The following is a 20,721-nucleotide window of genomic DNA, read 5'->3' on the forward strand; positions in this document are numbered from 1 at the left end:
TCGTGCCGAGCGTGTCGGAGCACTTGCCCGAAGGGCTGCCGCTTCGGACGCGCACTTCGACTTCGCTCAGTGCGAACGGTGGGTTTGCTGTGCTCAACCGCCTCGACCTGGGTAAAGGCGCCGGCTCGACCCGGTTCTTGAATCCTCCCCGTTCGTGCTGAGCTTGTCGAAGCACGTGTCCCGAGTGCCGCGCTTGCTTTGGGCACGCCCTTCGACACGCTCAGGGCGAACGGTGGGTTCGTTGCTCTGCGGTTAATCGACCCAGTGCCGTAAACTCATACAAAAGCTTGTCCAAGCGCGGCTCGACACGGTATAGGCATTACTTGCTGCGAGTTCATCGCAATAGCACGTGCGCGCGAGCGATGGTTCGCGGCGACGCGCATTTTGCCGTGTCGCACACCCTTCCCCATTGGGCGCACCATTGCTAAGGCCACCCGCGACTCTTGCATTCGCCCTAACCGGGGCGCGCTCGTGCGGCCCACCCGGCCGTCTTCCCGCCGCGCTCCCGTCTCGGGGCTTCACTTGGGAAGGACTAGCATGACCGCCATCGGCCAGGATACGCTCGGGGCCCGCGCCACGCTCGACGTGAACGGGATCACCTATGATTATTACTCGCTGGCCACCGCGGCGGAAAAGCTCGGCGACATCAGCCGCCTGCCTTTCTCGATGAAGGTGCTGCTCGAGAACCTGCTGCGTTTCGAGGACGGCGTGACCGTCACCGGCGACGATATCCAGGCGATCGTCGACTGGCAGACCGAGCGCAAATCCGATCGCGAGATCCAGTACCGCCCGGCGCGCGTGCTGATGCAGGATTTCACCGGCGTGCCCTGCGTGGTCGATCTCGCGGCGATGCGCGACGCGATCACCAAGCTCGGCGGCGACGCAGCCAAGATCAATCCGCTCGTTCCCGTCCATCTCGTCATCGACCATTCGGTGATGGTCGACGAGTTCGGCACGCCCAAGGCGTTCGAGGATAACGTCGAGCTCGAATATCAGCGCAACAACGAGCGCTACGAATTCCTGAAATGGGGTTCGAAGGCGCTCGACAATTTCAAGGTGGTGCCGCCCGGCACCGGCATCTGCCACCAGGTCAACCTCGAGAACATCGCGCAGGCGGTGTGGTCCTCGGTCGCGCCGGACGGCAAGAAGATCGCCTATCCCGACACCTGCGTCGGCACCGACAGCCACACGACGATGGTCAACGGCCTCGGCGTGCTCGGCTGGGGCGTCGGCGGGATCGAGGCCGAGGCGGCGATGCTCGGCCAGCCCGTCTCGATGCTGATCCCCGAAGTGGTCGGCTTCAAGCTGACCGGCACGCTCGCGGAAGGGATCACCGCGACCGATCTCGTGCTCACCGTCACGCAGATGCTGCGCGCCAAGGGCGTGGTCGGCCGCTTCGTCGAATTCTACGGCCCCGGTCTCGACGCGCTTTCGCTGGCCGACCGCGCGACGATCGCCAACATGGCGCCCGAATATGGCGCGACCTGCGGCTTCTTCCCAATCGACGACGCCACGCTCGACTATATGCGCCTGACCGGCCGTGACGAGGACCAGATCGCGCTGACCGAAGCCTATGCCAAGGCGCAGGGCTTCTGGCGCGGCGCCGATGCGGTCGAGCCGGTCTTCACCGACACGCTCGAACTCGACATGGCGAACGTCGTGCCGTCGCTCGCCGGCCCCAAGCGGCCGCAGGACAAGGTGGTGCTCACCGAGGTCGACGACACGTTCAACGCCGATCTCGCCAAAATCTATCATCACGCCAGCGCCAAGCGTGTTCCGGTCGATGGCCGCGAGCATGACATCGGCGATGGCGATGTCGTGATCGCCGCGATCACGAGTTGCACCAACACCTCGAACCCGTCGGTGCTGGTCGCCGCCGGTCTGGTCGCGCGCAAGGCCAACGCGCTCGGCCTCAAGCCCAAGCCCTGGGTCAAGACCTCGCTCGCCCCGGGGTCGCAGGTGGTTACCGATTACCTCAACAAATCGGGGCTAAGCGCCGATCTCGACGCGGTCGGCTTCAACCTGGTCGGCTATGGCTGCACCACCTGCATCGGCAATTCGGGTCCGCTCGCCGAGCCGATCTCGAAGGCGATCAATGGCAACGACATCGTCGCCGCCTCGGTGCTGTCGGGCAACCGCAACTTCGAAGGCCGCGTCTCGCCTGACGTGCGCGCCAACTTCCTCGCCTCGCCGCCGCTGGTCGTCGCCTATGCGCTGAAGGGCACCGTGGTCGAGGATTTCACCACCACCCCGATCGGCCAGTCGAGCGACGGCAGCGACGTGTACCTCAAGGACATCTGGCCTTCGAACGCCGAAGTCCGCGAGTTGATGGACGCCAATATCGACCGCGCGATGTTCCAGTCGCGTTACGCGAGCGTGTTCTCGGGCGATGCGCGCTGGCAGGCGATCGACGTTACGGGGTCTGACACCTACGCATGGCGCGCCGGTTCGACCTATGTCGCCAATCCGCCCTATTTCGAGGGCATGACGATGACGCCGGTGCCGACCGAGGACATCGTCGAGGCGCGTCCGCTCGCGATCTTCGCCGATTCGATCACCACCGATCACATCTCGCCGGCCGGATCGATCAAGGCGGACAGCCCCGCCGGCAAGTTCCTGCTCGACCACCAGGTCAGCAAGGCGGACTTCAACAGCTACGGCGCGCGCCGCGGCAACCATGAAGTGATGATGCGCGGCACCTTCGCCAACATCCGCATCAAGAACGAGATGACGCCGGGCATCGAAGGCGGCGTGACCAAATACGTGCCGACCGGCGAAGTGATGCCGATCTACGACGCGGCGATGCGCTACAAGGCGGATCACACCCCGCTCGTGGTGATCGCGGGCAAGGAATATGGCACCGGCTCGTCGCGCGACTGGGCGGCGAAGGGCACCAACCTGCTCGGCGTGCGTGCGGTCATCACCGAGAGCTTCGAGCGCATCCACCGCTCGAACCTGGTCGGCATGGGCGTGCTGCCGCTCCAGTTCGCCGACGGCGTGACGCGCCAGACGCTCAAGCTCGATGGCACCGAGACCTTCACGATCATGAAGGTCGCCGAAATCCGCCCGCGTCAGGACGTCGATGTGACGCTGACCCGCGCCGACGGCACCGTCGAGACGTTCAAGACGCGCTGCCGCATCGATACCGTCAACGAGCTCGAGTATTTCCTCAACGGCGGCATCCTCCAGTACGTGCTGCGCAAGCTGGCGGCATAAGCCGACGAACTCCGGCCCGGACGGTGTCGTCCGGGCCGGAGCGTTTTTCGACGATCTTCGCGGAGCGCGTTACTTCGCGGCGTTCTGTACGTCGCCCTGCCCCATTGCCGAGACGAGCAGGTTGCCGTTGCCGCTGAAATTGGCGGCCGGCAGGGTGGCGAGCTTGTTACCGACCTTCATGGTGATCGTCTCGATGCGCCCACGCGCATCGGTTGCCACCGCGTTGACACGTCCAATCACGTTGCCGGCGGTATCACGCACCTTCATGCCGCGCGTAACGGTGAAACCGCTTGATCCGGCAGCATCGCCACCGCTCGCCAGCCCAAGCCCGTCGGCACCGCCATCCGCGCTGCCTGCCGCACTCCCGCTCGCCGACCCGTTCGTCGTACCCGAGCCGGCCAGGTTGGCGGCGCGGTCGCGCAGCGTGCCGACGGCGGTGCCGGCGCGATCGCCAATCGCACCAGCCGTCCCGCGCGCCGTGCCGACCGCACCGCGTGCCGCGTTGCCGACAGCATCGGTGCCGATCAACTGCGCGCTGCCGTTGCCCGATGCCGAACCGCTCGCGGTGCCAGACGCGGCGCCGCTGACCGGGCCAGTCGCATTGGCGACGGTGCCGCCCAGCGAACCATCGACCGAACGGCTGGCGGACACGCTGCCCTTGCGGCGATCGACCTTGGTCGAGCCACTGGTCGATGCGGTGTTGTCGAGCGTGCCCTGCGTGGTCGAACGCAGGCTGCGTGAGACCGTCGATGTGCCGTTCAGCGTGCCGCCGAGCATGCCGGTGCCGTTGCCGCCGATGCCGCCTACCCCGCCGCCGAGCGCACCGCTTAGGCCGCCGCCCAGTCCGCCACCAAGTCCGCCACCACCGAGCAACTGAGCCGATGCGGGAACTGCGCCGAATGCGAGAACGATCGCGGCCGTACCGATGAGGAACGTCTTCATGATGCTGTCCTTCCTGTGGTCTTGCGGGCAGCTTTCGCTACCCTCACAGAAAGAACGGATGCCGCGTGCGGTTTAATCCGCCGCATCCGAAAATCTTATTTTGCGGGTGTCCGGCAGCTCTCACACAGGATGCCGCGGCCATAGCGGCTGGCGGGGCCGGCCTTGCGCGCTTCGCTGTCGGCCGCCTTGACCGCCGCCGCCCTGTTGCCGCCCAGGCGCGCGAGCCGCGCGGCGACGAGCGGCGCCGCGAACGACGTGCCACGCACCGGCGCCGAACCGCCCTGCGCGGTGGCAGCGAGCATGTCCGCACCCGGCGCCGCGTAATCGAGATGGAGCGACCGCCCCGCCTCGATGAGCGCGCGCCCGCGCCCATCGACGCCGGTCACCGCGATCACGCCGGGGTAGGATGCGGGATAGGATGGCGGCGCGGCGGGACCATCGTTGCCCACCGCCGCGACCACGATCATACCGCGCGTCTGAACCGCCGCCACCACCCGCGCGAGCAACGGATTGGCGGGTCCGACCAGGCTGATGACCGTCACCGGCACATGGACGCTGGCGAGCCACGCCAGGGCCTTGGCGATGGCGAGCGCATTGCCGCCAGCGGGATCTTTGCCATAGACATCGGCCGCGTACAGCCGCGCGCCCACAGCGGCGCCGCGCACGCCGCCGCCGCCGATCAGCAGCGACGCGATCGCCGTGCCGTGGTTGTCCGGCGAGGGCGCGCCCGCAGCGAACCCTCGGCGCGTGACCGGCGCATCGACCGCTCCCACCCCGCCGTCGATCATCCCGATCGCACCGGACATCGGCCCTTGCGCCGCACTTGCGGACGGCGTGGCGGCGTGCGCGACGGCGCCGCTCTCGAAATGCACCTGATCGGCCGAGACATCATGCCCCCGCGCCAGCTTTCGCATCGTGCGGAGACCATCGACCAGCGACTTGCCTAGCGGCACGTCGAACCGGGCGAAGCCGATGCCCAGCCCCTCCAGGTCACCGCGTTCCGCCAGCACGAAACCCGCCGCTGTCGCGGCCGCGATCAGCGCGTCATCGGGGTCGCTCACCAGAACGGTGCCGGCGCGCGCTGGGTCGCCGTGATCGTCGGGCGCGAGGTCCGTGCGATGCTCGCGCAACATCGTGGCGATGCGGTCGAGCCGGGTCTGCGCCAGCGCGGCGACTCGCGACGGGATTTCGGGCGCGGCCCGGACGGTATCGGTCACCGTCCGCAAGGTGCCACTTACGACATCCGGTATGTGCGGCAGCGCCAGTTGCGCCGCCACGGGCGTCGCGGTCAGCAGCAAGGCAGGGATCATCGCGCGCCGCACCATCGTGCGCACGACCCTAGGCGGATCGGGAAGATCTGTCATGTCCCGGATGAAACGGATCGGGCCGTTCGTTTCATCCGCATCGACAGGCGAAAGGAGGGCGCGTGCATTTCGAGGACGAACTGATCGGTCTGCTGCCGCGCCTGCGGCGGTTCGCCCGATCCCTCGCGTTCGCGCCCGCCGATGCCGACGATCTGTGTCAGGCGACCGTCGAGCGCGCGTTGAAGGCACGTGACCAATGGCAACCCGGAACACGACTGGATAGCTGGATGTACCGTATCATGCGCAACACCTGGATCGACACCGCCCGCGCGAGCCGGCGTCGCGGCGAGACCTTCGTCGCGGCGGAAGCCGGCGAGAGCATTGGCGACGCGGGCGATCGCGCGATCGAGGCGCGTGTCGAACTCGGCAAGGTCGGACGGGCGATGGCGATGCTGCCGCCAGAGCAGCGCGAGGCGGTCGCGCTCGTCCTGGTCGAAGGTCTCGCGTACAAGGAAGCGGCGATGGTGCTGGAGATTCCGATGGGCACGCTCACCTCGCGGCTGGTGCGCGGCCGCGAAGCCTTGATGCGAACGTTGGAGGAAGCGGCATGAGCGGCGAGATTGATCCCGAAATGCTGATGGCCTTTGCCGATGGCGAACTCGATCCGCTCGCGGCCAAGCGCGTCGAACACGCCATCGCCGGCGATGCCGAGGCCGCCGCGACGGTGGCGCGTCATCGCGCGCTGCGCGCGACGCTGACGCAGGCGTTCGATCCGGTGACGGCGGAACCCGTGCCGCCGGCCCTGTTGGCCGCCGCGAAAAGCCCGAACGTGGTCGATCTCGCCCCGATCCGAAACGCGCGGCGCGTGTCCGGCAGACGCTGGTGGCCGGTCGGCGGCGCGATCGCGGCGAGTCTCGCTCTCGGGCTGGTCATCGGCGGACAGCTTGGCGGCGGCGCGCCGGTGACGAACCGCGACGGTGCGCTCATCGCCTCGGGCAACCTCGATCACCTGCTCAACACCCAGCTCGCCGCAACGCAGGACAGCGCTGCGGCGATGCGCGTGCGCGTTACCTTCCGCGACCGATCGGGCGCGATCTGCCGGACGTTCACGACGCCGGCGCTTGGCGGGATCGCCTGTCGCGACGGGGATGCGTGGCTGTTGCGCGAGACCCGTAACCGGGTTGCGACGGGAACCACCGAATATCGTCAGGCCGGTTCCGATGACGCGGCGATCATGGCCGATGCCGAAGCCGCGATGTCGGGCGAACCGCTCGACGCTGCCGCCGAAGCGCGCGCGCGGGCGAACGGCTGGCGGCCGCAGTAGCGCGCACGCGCCGAAGCGCGATCTCAGCCCCGGTCGATCCGCGCCGCGAAGCAGCCGCGCTTGGCGTTGTGCGCGTGCAGGTAGGCGACCGTCGGATCGGCGAACATGCGTGCGATCGCCGGCGCGAGGTCGGCGCCGTCGATCACGTCGGCGTCGGTCATCATGCCCGCCGCGTCGAACGCGCGCAGCGACAGCAGCCGCCGGGCGAGCACGTCGGGCACCGCATCCTCGTATCGCGCCGGCGCGTCGGCGCCCTCGCGCACGAAGATCGCGTGGCGCGCGCGATACGGCGTCGCCACCGGCAGATGTTCGAAATTGAGCAGCAGCACGTCCGCGCTGGGCGCGACATCTTCCAGCGTCACCCGACACGGAAAGCCGGGATGGGCATCCACCCGCATCCGGACCACACCCCGGTCGGCGAGCGCCGCATCGCTCAGGCCGTAGAGTTCCCGGAACGGCGCGGGATCGAGGCCCTGGATCACGAAGCCGCTCACTCCACGCCCTCGCGCTTGCGCAGCGCGACCTTGCGGTCGATGCCCCAGGCATAGCCCGCCATCGACCCGTCGGCGCGCTGCGCGCGGTGGCAGGGAATGACGATCGAGACCGGGTTGGCGCCGCACGCGGTTCCCGCCGCGCGCACCGCCTGCGGGTTGCCGGCCGCGGCGGCGAGTTCGCGGTAGGTGCGCGTCTCGCCGAAGGGGATCGCGCGCAGCGCCTGCCACACCGCCTCCTGGAAGGCGGTGCCGCGCACGTCGAGCGGCAGATCGATGTCACGCTCGGGCGATTCGACCGCCGCCGCCACCTGCGCGGCGAGATCGGCGAGCGCCGCGCCGCCGGGGACGATCTCGGCGTTTTGGAAGCGCGCGCGCAAGGCCGCCTCACCCTCATCGAACGACACGCGGCACAGCCCCTTGTCGGTGGCGGCGACCAATAGCGGGCCGAGGCTGGTCGCCGCGATCGTCCAGCGGATCACGACGCCCGCGCCGCCCTTCCGCCACAGGCTCGGGGACATGCCGAGCCGCGCCGCGCCCTGTTCGTAGAAACGGCTCGGCGCGGAATAGCCAGCCTCGTAGATCGCGTTCGTCACGCTATCCTCCTCGGTGAGCGCCTGCGCGGCGCGGGTCGCGCGTAGGCCGCGCGCATAGGCGGCGGGCGTCACGCCGGTGGCGCGCTTGAACAGCCGGTGGAAATGGTGCGGCGCATAGCCGACCGCCGCCGCCAGCGCGTCGAGCGCGGTCGCGGCGTCCGCCTCGATCAGCGTGATCGCGCGCGCGACGGCGACCTGATCGCGCGCCGCATCGTCGGGCTTGCAGCGCAGGCAGGCGCGATAGCCGGCCGCCTGCGCCTCGGCGCCGTCATGATAGAAGGAGACGTTCTCGCGCTTGGGGCGCCGCGCCGGGCAGCTCGGCTTGCAATAGATGCCGGTGGTGTGGACCGCGACGACGAAGCGGCCGTCACGGCGACGGTCACGCGCATCGAAAGCGGTCCAGGCGGCGTCGGTGTCGATGGGGAGCGTCTCGGGCATGCCGCCGGTATAGGCGTGTCGCAGCGCGCGTCACATCCCGCCGCTTGCGGTCAAAGCCGGGTTGCGGGTAGCGGGGGCGCATGCCCGTTCTGCCCCTGATTCCGGTTGCGACCGCCGCCGATGCGACCTGGCCCGATACCCGCATCGCCCGGCTGGAAGCGCTGGCGATGGTGCAGGAGCTTGAACTCGCGCTCCTGACGCATGACAGCGCGACGCTCGTGCTCGACGATTGGTGCGTGCGCCATGATCTCGCGCCCGCCGGCACCCAAATCGTCGCCGATCGCCAGCCGGGTGCCGAACGCCCCGCCCCGCCAGAGGTGCGCGCGGCGCTGCACGTTGGCGCGGACGAGCCGGTTCGCTATCGACTCGTCCATCTGCGCTGCGGCGCGCGTGTGCTGTCGGTCGCGGAAAACTGGTACGTGCCCGCGCGGCTGACCCCCGAGATGAACCACGCGCTCGATTCGACCGACGTGTCGTTCGGGCGAATCGTCCGGCCGCTCGGCTTTCGCCGGGTGGGGCTCGGTTCGCGGATCCTGTGGGCGCCGCTCGGCGAGGATTGGGACGCGCACACAGGTGATAGCGCTATCAAAGATCGCACCGGCAAAAACCTCGTGATCCCGGCGCGGGTAATCGAGAACCGCGCGGTGCTGGTGCTGCCCGACGGCACACCGTTCTCGCAAGTCATCGAGAACTACACCGGCGCGGTGCTGGGTGCGCAACCACCAGCGGCGCGCCGCTGAATTCATCACGCACGCGCACCGATTGCCTTCGCGCGCGCGCCATGACTATCCACAGGACTTGACCGCCCCGCCCCGCTTGCGCATTGCGGAGCCCGATGCTAACCGCCCGCCAACCCATCGGCAGGTGCTTGGCGCCAGCCTGTTATCGCATGGGGCCATCTTCTGTTCGCCCTTACCTGAGGAACCTGATCGCGTGGAGACATCCGGCGGTATTCAAGCCAGTTTAAGCGGTCGCTACGCGACGGCTTTGTTCGAGCTGGCACGCGAGACCAAGGCGATCGACACCGTCGAGGCCAGCCTCGCGACGGTGCGCGCCGCGCTCGACCAGTCGGACGATTTCAAGCGGCTGACGCAGAGCCCGCTGGTCTCGCGCAAGGACGCCGCGCATGCCGCCGCTGCGGTGGCCGACGAACTCGGCCTCGACGCCACGACCAAGAATTTCCTCGGTGTGCTCGCCGACAACCGCCGGCTGTCGCAGCTTCCCGCCGTGATCCGCGCCTTCCGTGAGCTCGCCGCCAACTTCCGCGGCGAGACGACCGCCGAGGTCACGTCTGCGCACCCGCTCGCGCCCGATCAGGTCGATGCGCTCAAGCAGCAGCTCCGCACCCGTGTCGGCCGCGACGTTTCCGTCGACCTTTCGGTCGATCCCTCGCTCCTCGGTGGGCTGGTCGTCAGGATCGGCAGCCAGATGATCGATTCGTCGATCAAGACCCGTCTCAATACGCTCGCGCACGCAATGAAAGGCTGACAGCCGAGGCTGTCAGTGGGAAAGGCTGAAACATGGATATCCGCGCCGCAGAAATCTCGAAGGTCATCAAGGACCAGATCGCCAGCTTCGGCACCGAGGCGGAAGTCTCCGAAACCGGCCAGGTGCTGTCGGTCGGCGACGGCATCGCGCGCATTCACGGGCTCGACAACGTCCAGGCGGGCGAGATGGTCGAATTCTCGAACGGCGTGCAGGGCATGGCGCTCAACCTCGAGGCCGACAATGTCGGCGTCGTGATCTTCGGGTCGGACTCGGAGATCAAGGAAGGCGACGTCGTCAAGCGCACCGGCACGATCGTCGACGTGCCGATCGGCAAGGGTCTGCTCGGCCGCGTGGTCGATGGTCTCGGCAACCCGATCGACGGCAAGGGCCCGATCGTCGCGGACCAGCGCAGCCGCGTCGAGGTGAAGGCGCCGGGCATCATCCCGCGCACCTCGGTCCACGAGCCCGTCCAGACCGGGCTCAAGGCGATCGATGCGCTCGTTCCCGTCGGCCGTGGCCAGCGCGAGCTCATCATCGGCGATCGTCAGACCGGCAAGTCCGCCGTCGCGATCGACACGTTCATCAACCAGAAGACCGCGAACGCGGGCGATGACGAGAGCAAGAAGCTCTATTGCATCTACGTCGCGGTCGGCCAGAAGCGCTCGACCGTCGCCCAGCTCGTCCGCACGCTGACCGAGAATGGCGCGATGGACTATTCGATCGTGGTCGCCGCGACCGCGTCGGACCCCGCCCCGCTCCAGTTCCTCGCGCCCTACACCGGCACGGCGATGGGCGAATATTTCCGTGACAACGGCATGCACGCGCTGATCGTGTTCGACGATCTCTCCAAACAGGCGGTCGCCTATCGCCAGATGTCGCTGTTGCTGCGCCGTCCGCCGGGCCGCGAAGCCTATCCCGGCGACGTGTTCTATCTCCACTCGCGCCTGCTCGAGCGCGCGGCGAAGATGAACAAGGACAATGGCTCGGGCTCGCTGACCGCTCTGCCGATCATCGAGACGCAGGCGGGCGACGTGTCGGCCTACATCCCGACCAACGTGATCTCGATCACCGACGGCCAGATCTTCCTCGAAACCGATCTGTTCTTCGCGGGCATCCGCCCGGCGATCAACGTCGGCCTGTCGGTGAGCCGCGTCGGCTCGGCCGCGCAGACCAAGGCGATGAAGAAGGTGTCGGGCTCGATCAAGCTCGAGCTGGCGCAGTATCGCGAGATGGCGGCGTTCGCGCAGTTCGGCTCGGACCTCGACGCCTCGACCCAGAAGCTGCTCAACCGCGGCGCGCGCCTGACCGAGCTGCTCAAGCAGCCGCAGTTCTCGCCGCTGCCGTTCGAGGAGCAGACCGCGTCGATCTTCGCAGGCACGCAGGGCTATCTCGACACCGTGCCGGTCGCCGACGTGGTGCGCTATGAGGCGGCGATGCTCGCCGATCTGCGCGCCAACCACGCCGACGTGCTGGGCAAGATCCGCGATACCAAGGATCTCGGCGACGAGGCCAAGGCGGGTCTGAAGTCGGCGCTCGACGCGTTCGCGAAGACGTTTGCGTAAAAGTCCGTCACCCCAGCGCAAGCTGGGGTCTCCAGTCGCACGCGCGCGGCCAGAGGCACAAGATCCCGGCGTACGCTGGGATGACGAAGTGGGAAGCTAAATGGCGTCGTTGAAGGCCCTCAAGATCCGCATCGGCTCGGTAAAGTCGACGCAGAAGATCACCAAGGCGATGAAGATGGTCGCCGCCGCCAAGCTGCGCCGCGCGCAGGAAGCGGCGATCGCCGCGCGTCCCTATGCCAGCCGGCTCGAAAAGGTGATGGCGAGCCTCGCCGCGAAGGTAACGGTCGGCGAGAGCGGGCCGAAGCTGCTCGCGGGCACCGGACGCGATCAGGTGCATCTGCTAATCGTCGCGACCTCGGAGCGGGGTCTGGCGGGCGCGTTCAACTCGAACATCGTCCGCGCCGCGCGCCGCAAGGCCGAGGAGCTCGAGAACGCCGGCAAGACCGTCAAGATCTACCTCGCCGGCAAGAAGGGCCGCGTCATCAAGCGCTTCTACCCGACGCAGGTCGTCGTCGATCACGAGATGAGCCACATCAAGACGGTGTCGTTCGCCGACGCCAAGGCGATCACCGACGACGTGATCGCGCGCTACGAAGCGGGCGAGTTCGACGTCGCGCACCTGTTCTACGCGCGCTTCCAGTCGGCGCTGGTGCAGGAGCCGATCGGCCGGCAGATCATCCCGGTCGCCCTCCCCGCCAACGATGCGGCGGTGGTGGACGACGGCGGCGCCGCGGTCGAGTACGAGCCCGACGAGGAATCGATCCTCGCCGATCTGCTGCCGCGCAACATCGCGATTCAGATCTTCGGCGCGCTGCTGGAGAATGCCGCGTCCGAACAGGGCAGCCGCATGACCGCGATGGACAATGCCACGCGCAATGCGGGCGACATGATCCAGAAGCTGAGCATCCAGTACAACCGCACCCGCCAGGCCGCGATCACGACCGAACTGGTGGAAATCATCTCCGGCGCGGAAGCGCTGTAAGAATCGCAAGAAGGTAGGACGAGCAATGGCAACCGCCCCCGACATGATCGCTCCGGTAGCGACCACCAACAACGTAGGCCGCATCAGCCAGGTGATCGGCGCGGTCGTCGACGTGGCGTTCGATCAGGGCAATCTGCCCGCGATCCTGAACGCGCTCGAGACCAACAACAACGGCACGCGCCTGGTTCTCGAAGTCGCGCAGCATCTCGGTGAGAACACCGTCCGCACGATCGCGATGGACTCGACCGAGGGCCTGATGCGCGGCCAGACCGTCACCGACACCGGCGCGCAGATCCGCATGCCGGTCGGCCCGAAGACGCTCGGCCGCATCATGAACGTGATCGGCGAGCCGATCGACGAACGCGGCCCGATCGGCAACACCGACACCGCCCCGATCCATGCCAAGGCGCCCCTGTTCGTCGATCAGTCGACCGAGAGCGCGATCCTCGTCACCGGCATCAAGGTGATCGATCTGCTCGCGCCCTACGCCAAGGGCGGCAAGATCGGCCTGTTCGGCGGCGCCGGCGTCGGCAAGACCGTGCTGATCCAGGAACTCATCAACAACATCGCCAAGGGCCATGGCGGCACCTCGGTGTTCGCGGGCGTCGGCGAGCGCACGCGCGAGGGCAACGATCTCTACCACGAGTTCCTCGACGCGAACGTGATCGCCAAGGATGCCGAAGGCAACGCGATCTCGGAGGGTTCGAAGGTCGCGCTGGTGTACGGCCAGATGAACGAGCCGCCCGGCGCCCGCGCCCGCGTCGCACTCTCGGGCCTGACGATCGCCGAATATTTCCGCGACGTCGAAGGCCAGGACGTGCTGTTCTTCGTCGATAACATCTTCCGCTTCACGCAGGCGGGCGCCGAGGTGTCGGCGCTGCTCGGTCGTATTCCGTCGGCGGTGGGCTATCAGCCGACACTCTCGACGGACATGGGTGCGCTCCAGGAGCGCATCACCTCGACCAACAAGGGCTCAATCACCTCGGTGCAGGCCGTGTACGTGCCGGCGGACGATTTGACCGATCCGGCGCCGGCGACCTCGTTCGCGCACCTGGACGCGACCACCGTGCTCAACCGCGCGATCTCGGAACTGGGCATCTACCCGGCGGTCGATCCGCTCGATTCGACCAGCCGCGTGCTCGAACCGCGCGTCGTCGGCCAGGAGCATTACGAGACCGCGCGCGCGGTGCAGTCGACGCTCCAGAAGTACAAGTCGCTTCAGGACATCATCGCGATCCTCGGCATGGACGAGCTTTCCGAAGAGGATAAGCTGACCGTCAGCCGCGCGCGGAAGATCCAGCGCTTCCTGTCGCAGCCGTTCCACGTCGCGGAGGTCTTCACCGGCATTCCGGGCAAGTTCGTCCAGATCGAGGACACGGTGAAGTCGTTCAAGGCGGTGGTCGAGGGTGAATATGACCACCTTCCCGAAGCCGCGTTCTACATGGTCGGCGGCATCGAGGAAGCGATCGCCAAGGCCGAGAAGATGGCACAGGAGGCGTAAAGCCGCCTCTACGCCCCGTCCCGTTCGCGGGAGGGGCTGAGGGAGAGCCTGTGGGCATGGCTCTCTCGACATGACACGCCCTCCCCCGACCCCTCCCGCACGCGGGAGGGGAGTAGGAAACCGAAATGCTGCACTTCGAACTCGTCACGCCTGAAAAGCTCGTCCGCTCGGAAGAGGTCCATATGGTCGTCGTGCCTGGCACCGAGGGCGATTTCGGCGTGCTCGAAGGCCATGCGCCGGTGATGTCGACAATCCGCGACGGCGCCATCCAGATCTACCGTACCGACAAGGGCGAGCCCGAACTGCTCGCGATCGAAGGCGGTTTCGCCGAGGTCAATGCGGGCGGGCTGACCGTCCTCGCCGAGCGGGTCGGCTGAGACTTTTCCCAAGGCATAGCGGCGGCCGGCCGGGCATCACGATGATGATGCCGCCGCCGAAATTTTCGACAGCAAATATCCTCTGCGCTCGGGCGGTGCCCGTGACCGGCTGAGGCTTCCGTCGTCCTCTCGGCAGTTCGCGGCGCGTGATCCTTTCCGCGCGATTCAGCAAATCTCAAGCCTTCGCGCTTAGCGGTGCGGTCTTCATGAAGGACCGCGAAGAATGAGTGCATTTGGCCGACGCCCCGGCGCCGCCGGCAACCGCCCCGCGTTCGGCGTCGCTCGCCCGATGCAGGGCGCCGCCCGCCCCGCCCCCGACGCCGATACCTACGCCGACTCATTCCCGTCGCTGATCGACCTGCCGATGCCCGGAGAGATCGACGGGACGGCAATGAGCGCCCTGGCCGGCGCCTCGCAGGACGCGATGCTGCGCCTCGCCGAGCGGCAGGCCGCCTCCGGCGAGGCCGGCAACAGCCGGGTCGAAGGGTTCGAGGCGTCGATCCACAGGATCAAGGAACAGGTGCTGCCGCGCCTGCTCGAACGGGTCGATCCCGAGGCCGCGGCGACGCTCGACAAGGACGAACTCGCCGAGGAATTCCGCCCGATCATCGGCGAGGTGCTCGCCGAGTTGAAGTTGACGCTCAACCGCCGCGAGCAGTTCGCGCTGGAGAAGGTGCTGGTCGACGAGTTGCTCGGCCTCGGGCCGCTCGAGGAATTGCTCAACGACCCGAACGTGACCGACATCATGGTCAACGGCCCCAATCAGACCTTCGTCGAGCGCAAGGGCAAGCTCGAACTCGCGCAGATCCAGTTCCGCGACGAGGAGCATCTGTTCCAGATCGCGCAGCGCATCTGCAACTCGGTGGGGCGCCGGGTCGACCAGACCACGCCGCTCGCCGACGCGCGTCTGAAGGACGGCAGCCGCGTCAACGTGATCGTCCCGCCGCTGAGCTTGCGCGGGACCGCGATCTCGATTCGCAAATTCTCCGACAAGCCGATCACGCTCGATATGATGGCGGGCTTCGGCTCGATGAGCGTCAAGATGGCGACCGCGCTCAAGATCGCGGGAGCCTGCCGGTTCAACATCGTCATCTCCGGCGGCACCGGCTCGGGCAAGACGACGATGCTCAACGCGCTGTCCAAGATGATCGACCCCGGCGAGCGCGTGCTGACGATCGAAGACGCCGCCGAATTGCGCTTGCAGCAGCCGCACTGGCTGCCGCTCGAAACGCGCCCGGCCAATCTGGAAGGCCAGGGCGAGATCAGCATCCGCGATCTCGTCAAGAACTCGCTGCGTATGCGGCCCGACCGGATCATCCTAGGCGAAATCCGCGGCGCGGAATGTTTCGACCTGCTCGCCGCGATGAACACCGGCCATGACGGCTCGATGTGTACGCTTCACTCGAACTCCCCGCGCGAATGCCTCGGGCGCATGGAGAACATGGTGATGATGGGCGACATCAAGATGCCCAAGGAGGCGATCAGCCGCCAGATCGCCGATTCGGTCGATATGATCGTGCAGGTGAAGCGACTGCGCGACGGCTCGCGCCGGGTGACCAACATCACCGAAGTGATCGGCATGGAAGGCCCGGTGATCGTCACGCAGGAGCTGTTCAAGTTCGAATATCTGGAGGAGAGCGCCGACGGCAAGATCATCGGCGAATATCGCTCGATGGGGCTACGGCCTTACACGCTGGAGAAGGCGCGGCAGTTCGGGTTCGACCAGGCGTATCTGGAGGCGTGTTTGTAAGGGCGGAATAGAGGCGAGTCCCTTACCGTCGCGCCGGGGCGACGGTATCCCGCCTTGTTTCGCTTACTCGCCGAGCTTGTCGATCTTCTCGACCAGCTTGCCCAGCTCGGCCTTCAGCGCAGCGATTTCCTCGTCCTTGCTGACCGGCGTGCCCTCCTCCGCCGGCTTGGCGGGGGGTGCGCCGGCCGCGCCGGGCTTGAACGCCTGGGTCGCCGCCTCGAACATCGCCATGTTCTGCTTGGCGAGTTCGGCGAAGGGCGAGTTGGCGAACGCGCCTTCGACCGCCGACTTGAATTGGAGCTGGTTGCGGCGGAAGCTGTCCATCGAGGCTTCCAGATAGCCCGGCACCATCGCCTGCATCGAATCGCCGTACATCGAGATCAACTGGCGCAGGAAATTGACCGGCAGCATCGTCTCGCCACGGGCTTCCTCCTCCATGATGATCTGGGTGAGGATGTTGTGCGTGATGTCCTCATCGCTCTTCGCATCGACGACCTTGAAGTCGCGCCCCTCGCGCGTCATCGCGGCAAGGTGTTCCAGCGTGATGTAGGATGAGGTTTCAGTATTATAGAGCCGGCGGTTGGCGTATTTCTTGATGATCGCCGGGCCATCGCCCGCAGTGTGTTTTTTCATGAAGAAAGGCCCCAAGCCCCAGTGGTTGTCTCACGTCTAACACCTTTCGATACCGCATCGCAACACGGACCGAGGCCACTGCCGTTATTCCTGGAAATGCTGCAAAGCGAGACGGCGGAATCGCCCGAGCGCCGCGCCGCGGCACTTGCCGGCTTGCGCGCTTTTCAGGAGGCGCCGCGCGGGCGGCCGCGCAGGCTCGCGCCGGTGCGGTTCCGCAAGGGCCGCGCGCGGCTGCGCGATTATGGCGTGAAGGGCGAGACGGGGCGGCCGGTGATCGTGGTGCCGTCGCTCATCAACGGCCCGAACATTCTCGACCTGACGCCCGAGGTGTCGCTGCTGCGGTGGCTGGCGAGCACCGGCGTTCGCCCGCTGCTGGTCGATTGGGGCACCCCGCCGCCGCGCGACCGCGGCATGGACCTGACCGGGCATGTCGAAGATTTGCTGCTGCCGCTGATCGCGAAGGTGACCGAGCGGCTCGGAACACCCCCCGTCCTCGCGGGCTATTGCCTCGGCGGCACGATGGCGCTGGGCGCGGCCTGTGCCGCCGAGGTGGCGGGACTGGCGCTGATCGCCGCGCCGTGGCGCTTCAGCGGATTCGGCCCCGGCCGCGCCGACATCGGATCCTTGTGGACCGCCGCCAAGCCGAGCTGCGAAATCATGGGGCTGGTGCCCGTCGAGGTGCTGCAAAGCGGATTCTGGCGGCTCGATCCCGCCAAGACGATCGCCAAGTACGAGGCGTTTGCGCGGATGGAGCCGGGCGGTTCCGCCTGGAAGGCGTTCATCGCGGTGGAGGACTGGGCCAATGGGGGCGCGCCCCTGCCCTATGGCGCCGGTCGGCAGTTGATGGAGGATTTCATCGCGCGCGACCTGCCGGGCAGCGGGGCGTGGCGGGTCGCGGGCACCGCGGCCGACCCGGCGCGGCTCGCATGCCCGGCGATCGAGTTCGTTTCGCGCCATGACCGGATCGTCCCCGCCGCGAGCGCCGCCGACCTGCCCCACCGGCACGATGTCGTGGCCGGACACGTCGGCATGATCGTGGGCAGCCGACGCCGCGCCACGCTGTGGGAGCCGCTTGCGGACTGGCTAAGCGCCCTGCCGCACCCTAGATAACCGCCATACGTTCCACCTGACGGAGACTCAGCAGACATGACCGATATCGTCATCACCGCCGCCAAGCGCACCCCCGTCGGCAGCTTCCTCGGCGCTTTCGCGGGCGTGCCCGCGCATGAACTCGGCCGTCAGGCGATCGTCGCCGCGCTCGCGCAGGCGGGCGTGTCGGGCGAGGAGGTGTCGGAGGTCATCCTCGGCCAGGTTTTGACTGCGGCACAGGGCCAGAACCCGGCGCGGCAGGCGTCGATGGCGGCGGGCATTCCGCGTGAAGTCACCGCGATGAACGTCAACCAATTGTGCGGATCGGGCCTGCGCGCGGTCGCGCTCGCCGCGCAGGCGATCGTGGCGGGTGATTCGCGCATCGTCGTCGCGGGCGGACAGGAATCGATGTCGATGGCGCCGCACGCGCAATATCTGCGCGGCGGACAGAAGATGGGCGATCTCACGCTGATCGACACGATGCTGAAGGACGGTCTGATCGACGCGTTCAACCAGTATCACATGGGGATCACCGCCGAGAACCTCGCCGAGCAATATCAGGTGACGCGCGGCGAGCAGGACGCTTTCGCGGTGCGCTCGCAGAATCTCGCCGAGGCGGCGCGCAGCGGCGGCCGTTTCAAAGATGAGATCGCTCCGGTGACGGTCAAGGGCCGCAAGGGCGACACCATCGTCGATGCCGACGAATATATCCGCGCCGGCGCGACGCTCGAGGGCATTTCCGGGCTGCGCCCCGCCTTCAAGAAGGACGGCAGCGTCACCGCCGCCAACGCATCGGGCCTCAACGATGGTGCCGCCGCGGTCGTGGTGATGACCGCTGCCGAGGCGGCCAAGCGGGGCGCGCCGGTGCTCGGGCGCATCGCGAGCTGGGCTACCGTGGGCGTCGATCCGTCGATCATGGGCATCGGCCCGGTTCCCGCGACGCGCCGCGCGTTGGAGAAGGCCGGCTGGACGCTCGCCGACCTCGACCTGATCGAAGCGAACGAGGCGTTCGCGGCACAGGCGCTGTCGGTCGGCAAGGAACTCGGCTGGGACGCGGACAAGGTCAACGTCAACGGCGGCGCGATCGCGATCGGCCATCCGATCGGCGCGAGCGGCGCGCGCGTGCTGACCACCCTGCTCTACGAAATGGGCAAGCGCGACGCGAAGAAGGGCCTGGCGACGCTGTGCATCGGCGGCGGCATGGGCATCGCCATGTGCATCGAGCGCTGAGGCAGGCGCACGGGGGCGGGCGCGCAGGCGCCCGCTACCCGACCCATATCGGATCGAACCGCCGGCCCAGCCCGGTCAGCAACTCATATTGCGACATGCCCGACAGCGCCGCCGCCTGCGGCAGCGCATAGTCGATCGTCACCCAATCGCCCTCGGCGAGATCCGGCGCCGCATCGACCGAGATGGCGGTGAGGTCCATCGAGACACGGCCTAGCACGGGAAGGCGCGCGTCGCCGTGCCGCGCCGCGCCGCGGCCGGAGAAGCCACGCCAATAGCCGTCGGCATAACCGAGGTTGAGGATCGCCACCTCGGTCGGGCGCTCGGCGGTGAACAGCGCGTTATAGCCGATCACGTCGCCAGGCTGGAGGCGGCGGCGCTGGAGGATTTGCGCTTCTGGCGTCACCACCTGACGCAGCGTGCCGGCAAGTTCGCCACGCGGCACGCCGCCGTAGAGCGCGATGCCAGGGCGGGTGAGATCGAACGCATACTCCCGACCGAGCGCGATCGCGGCGGAATTGGCGAGACTCATCCGCGCGGCCGGGCGGCGCCCCTTGAGCGCGGCGAATGCGGCGAGCTGGCGCGCGTTGAGCGGGGAATCCTCGTCGGCGCTGGCGAGATGGCTCATCACCGTGCCGATCTCGAGCCCGTCGAGCGTGCCGTCCGACACGGCCGTTGGAGAGATGCCGAGACGGCTCATGCCGGTATCGACCATCACATCACACCGCCCGCCCCCGGCGGCACGCCAGCGCGCGACCTGAAGGTCGGTGTTGAGCACCGGCCAGGCGAATCCTGCGCGCGCGCGCGGCATGTCCTCTTCGCGAACGCCGTGCAGCACCGCCACTGGCAGACCGAGCGTGGCAAGCGCCTCGGCCTCCGCCCAGGTGGCGACGAAGAAGTCACGGCAACCGGCCTCCGCCAAGCGGCGGGCGACTTCGACCGCGCCGAGGCCGTAGCCATCGGCCTTGATCGCCGCGCCACAGGCGGCGGGGCCGCTCAGCGCCGCGAGGGCGCGCCAGTTGGCGACGAGGGCGGCGCTATCGAGCCGCAAACGATGGGGTGCGTTCATGCCGCCCGATTAGCGCCGTGGCGCGGGCGGGGCCAGCGCCGCGCATACCCAGTTGCCGTCAAATCGCCGCCGGACGCGGCGATCGGTTCGTCTCAGCGACGCTCACCGCCGCCGCCGCGATGGCCGCCGCCGCCGTGCCAATTGCCACCACCGGGCCGGCCACCACCGTTGCCGTGCCAGTTGCCGCCACCCGGCCGGCCGCCGCCGTTGCCCTGCCAATTACCGCCACCGGGCCGGCCGCCGCCGTTGCCCTGCCAATTACCGCCACCGGGCCGGCCGCCGCCGTTACCCTGCCAATTACCGCCACCAGGCCGGCCGCCCTGCCAACTATTACCGCCGCGGGGGCCGCCGAAATCGCGCCACATCGGGCGGATGTCGCGATGCGCGTTGTTCCAATGTTGCGAGCGGTTGCGCCAATAATTCTGCTGGCTGCTGTTCCAGCGATAGCGGCGGTGATCGCGGCCATAGACGTAATAGCCGGTTCCCGGATAATAATAGTCGCCGTACCAGCCCCAATAGGGATCGCCGCTGAAGCCGCCATAATAGGGATCCCAGCCGGCACTGGCGTAGCCGATACCGCCGCCGCCATATCCATAGCCGTCATCCACACAGGCGGAGAGGCCCAATGCGGCGCTAAGGCCGAGACCGGCGATTAAGAGTTTCCTGGGGATCATGCTGCGTACTCCGACAGGATGCGGAGCCGAGACCCTGGCGGCGCATCGTGTGGAAGAA

19 protein-coding genes are annotated in these 20,721 nt (G+C 67.7%); 12 read left to right on the forward strand and 7 right to left on the reverse strand.

All coding sequences use genetic code 11. From position 1 onward, the window contains the following. Positions 1 to 537: 537 nt before the first annotated feature. Positions 538 to 3,216 carry an aconitate hydratase AcnA gene (acnA, locus tag BLS81_RS06445; RefSeq protein ID WP_093222312.1) on the forward strand — a complete coding sequence of 893 codons (2,679 nt, stop codon included), beginning with the start codon at positions 538 to 540 and terminating at the stop codon, positions 3,214 to 3,216. A 69-nt stretch (positions 3,217 to 3,285) separates the two neighbouring features. On the opposite strand, the gene BLS81_RS06450 is transcribed toward acnA, so the two are convergent. Beyond that, the gene (locus BLS81_RS06450; protein WP_093222315.1) at positions 3,286 to 4,158 is read right to left on the reverse strand and encodes a hypothetical protein; all 873 of its coding nucleotides are present in this window, start codon (positions 4,156 to 4,158) and stop codon (positions 3,286 to 3,288) included. Positions 4,159 to 4,253: 95 nt separating this feature from the next. Beyond that, complete coding sequence (locus tag BLS81_RS06455; protein ID WP_256326101.1) at positions 4,254 to 5,522, reverse strand: S8 family serine peptidase; 1,269 nt, start codon at positions 5,520 to 5,522, stop codon at positions 4,254 to 4,256. A gap of 62 nt (positions 5,523 to 5,584) precedes the next feature. Between BLS81_RS06455 and BLS81_RS06460 the strand changes: the two genes are divergently transcribed. Next, positions 5,585 to 6,073 (forward strand): sigma-70 family RNA polymerase sigma factor, encoded by a 489-nt coding sequence (locus tag BLS81_RS06460; protein WP_093222320.1) that lies wholly within the window; start codon positions 5,585 to 5,587, stop codon positions 6,071 to 6,073. Next, positions 6,070 to 6,786, forward strand: coding sequence for an anti-sigma factor family protein (locus BLS81_RS06465; RefSeq protein WP_093222324.1), 717 nt, complete (start codon positions 6,070 to 6,072; stop codon positions 6,784 to 6,786). Before BLS81_RS06460 ends, BLS81_RS06465 begins: the two co-directional genes overlap by 4 nt. Positions 6,787 to 6,809: 23 nt before the next feature. On the opposite strand, the gene BLS81_RS06470 is transcribed toward BLS81_RS06465, so the two are convergent. After that, positions 6,810 to 7,280, reverse strand: a complete 471-nt coding sequence (locus BLS81_RS06470; protein WP_093222327.1) for a DUF1203 domain-containing protein — start codon at positions 7,278 to 7,280, stop codon at positions 6,810 to 6,812. Beyond that, a complete protein-coding gene (gene ada / locus BLS81_RS06475) occupies positions 7,277 to 8,311 on the reverse strand; it encodes a bifunctional DNA-binding transcriptional regulator/O6-methylguanine-DNA methyltransferase Ada (RefSeq protein ID WP_093222329.1) in 1,035 nt (344 codons plus the stop codon). Before ada ends, BLS81_RS06470 begins: the two co-directional genes overlap by 4 nt. An 80-nt stretch (positions 8,312 to 8,391) precedes the next feature. On the opposite strand from ada, the gene BLS81_RS06480 reads away from it, so the two are divergent. From BLS81_RS06480 to BLS81_RS06510, 7 genes are all read left to right on the forward strand, one after another. After that, positions 8,392 to 9,051 carry a hypothetical protein gene (locus BLS81_RS06480; protein WP_218123098.1) on the forward strand — a complete coding sequence of 220 codons (660 nt, stop codon included), beginning with the start codon at positions 8,392 to 8,394 and terminating at the stop codon, positions 9,049 to 9,051. 193 nt (positions 9,052 to 9,244) lie between these two features. Further along, positions 9,245 to 9,799, forward strand: a complete 555-nt coding sequence (locus tag BLS81_RS06485; protein ID WP_093222332.1) for a F0F1 ATP synthase subunit delta — start codon at positions 9,245 to 9,247, stop codon at positions 9,797 to 9,799. 32 nt (positions 9,800 to 9,831) lie between these two features. Next, entirely contained in the window at positions 9,832 to 11,361 is a 1,530-nt protein-coding gene (atpA, locus tag BLS81_RS06490; protein WP_093222334.1) for a F0F1 ATP synthase subunit alpha, read from the forward strand. A 100-nt stretch (positions 11,362 to 11,461) separates the two neighbouring features. After that, a complete protein-coding gene (locus BLS81_RS06495) occupies positions 11,462 to 12,343 on the forward strand; it encodes a F0F1 ATP synthase subunit gamma (RefSeq protein ID WP_093222336.1) in 882 nt (293 codons plus the stop codon). 46 nt (positions 12,344 to 12,389) lie between these two features. After that, entirely contained in the window at positions 12,390 to 13,844 is a 1,455-nt protein-coding gene (gene atpD, locus BLS81_RS06500) for a F0F1 ATP synthase subunit beta (RefSeq protein ID WP_176787083.1), read from the forward strand. Between the two features lie 125 nt (positions 13,845 to 13,969). Continuing rightward, the gene (locus BLS81_RS06505; RefSeq protein ID WP_093222339.1) at positions 13,970 to 14,221 is read left to right on the forward strand and encodes an ATP synthase F1 subunit epsilon; all 252 of its coding nucleotides are present in this window, start codon (positions 13,970 to 13,972) and stop codon (positions 14,219 to 14,221) included. A gap of 223 nt (positions 14,222 to 14,444) precedes the next feature. Next, positions 14,445 to 15,971, forward strand: coding sequence for a TadA family conjugal transfer-associated ATPase (locus BLS81_RS06510; protein ID WP_093222341.1), 1,527 nt, complete (start codon positions 14,445 to 14,447; stop codon positions 15,969 to 15,971). Between the two features lie 63 nt (positions 15,972 to 16,034). On the opposite strand, the gene phaR is transcribed toward BLS81_RS06510, so the two are convergent. After that, positions 16,035 to 16,604 carry a polyhydroxyalkanoate synthesis repressor PhaR gene (phaR, locus tag BLS81_RS06515; protein ID WP_093222344.1) on the reverse strand — a complete coding sequence of 190 codons (570 nt, stop codon included), beginning with the start codon at positions 16,602 to 16,604 and terminating at the stop codon, positions 16,035 to 16,037. 96 nt (positions 16,605 to 16,700) lie between these two features. Here phaR and BLS81_RS06520 point away from each other — a divergent pair, with 96 nt between their 5' ends. Together BLS81_RS06520 and BLS81_RS06525 are read left to right on the forward strand one after the other, a co-directional pair. Then, complete coding sequence (locus BLS81_RS06520) at positions 16,701 to 17,714, forward strand: alpha/beta fold hydrolase (RefSeq protein WP_256326102.1); 1,014 nt, start codon at positions 16,701 to 16,703, stop codon at positions 17,712 to 17,714. Positions 17,715 to 17,750: 36 nt separating this feature from the next. Further along, positions 17,751 to 18,923 (forward strand): acetyl-CoA C-acetyltransferase, encoded by a 1,173-nt coding sequence (locus BLS81_RS06525; protein ID WP_093222349.1) that lies wholly within the window; start codon positions 17,751 to 17,753, stop codon positions 18,921 to 18,923. A gap of 34 nt (positions 18,924 to 18,957) precedes the next feature. Here BLS81_RS06525 and alr read toward each other — a convergent pair whose 3' ends face one another. Both alr and BLS81_RS06535 read right to left on the reverse strand, forming a co-directional pair. Further along, a complete protein-coding gene (gene alr / locus BLS81_RS06530) occupies positions 18,958 to 19,989 on the reverse strand; it encodes an alanine racemase (RefSeq protein WP_093222351.1) in 1,032 nt (343 codons plus the stop codon). Positions 19,990 to 20,081: 92 nt separating this feature from the next. After that, the gene (locus BLS81_RS06535) at positions 20,082 to 20,663 is read right to left on the reverse strand and encodes a hypothetical protein (RefSeq protein ID WP_093222355.1); all 582 of its coding nucleotides are present in this window, start codon (positions 20,661 to 20,663) and stop codon (positions 20,082 to 20,084) included. Positions 20,664 to 20,721: the final 58 nt, after the last annotated feature.

This window comes from Sphingomonas sp. NFR15, assembly GCF_900103265.1.
Classification (GTDB): domain Bacteria; phylum Pseudomonadota; class Alphaproteobacteria; order Sphingomonadales; family Sphingomonadaceae; genus Sphingomonas; species Sphingomonas pollutisoli.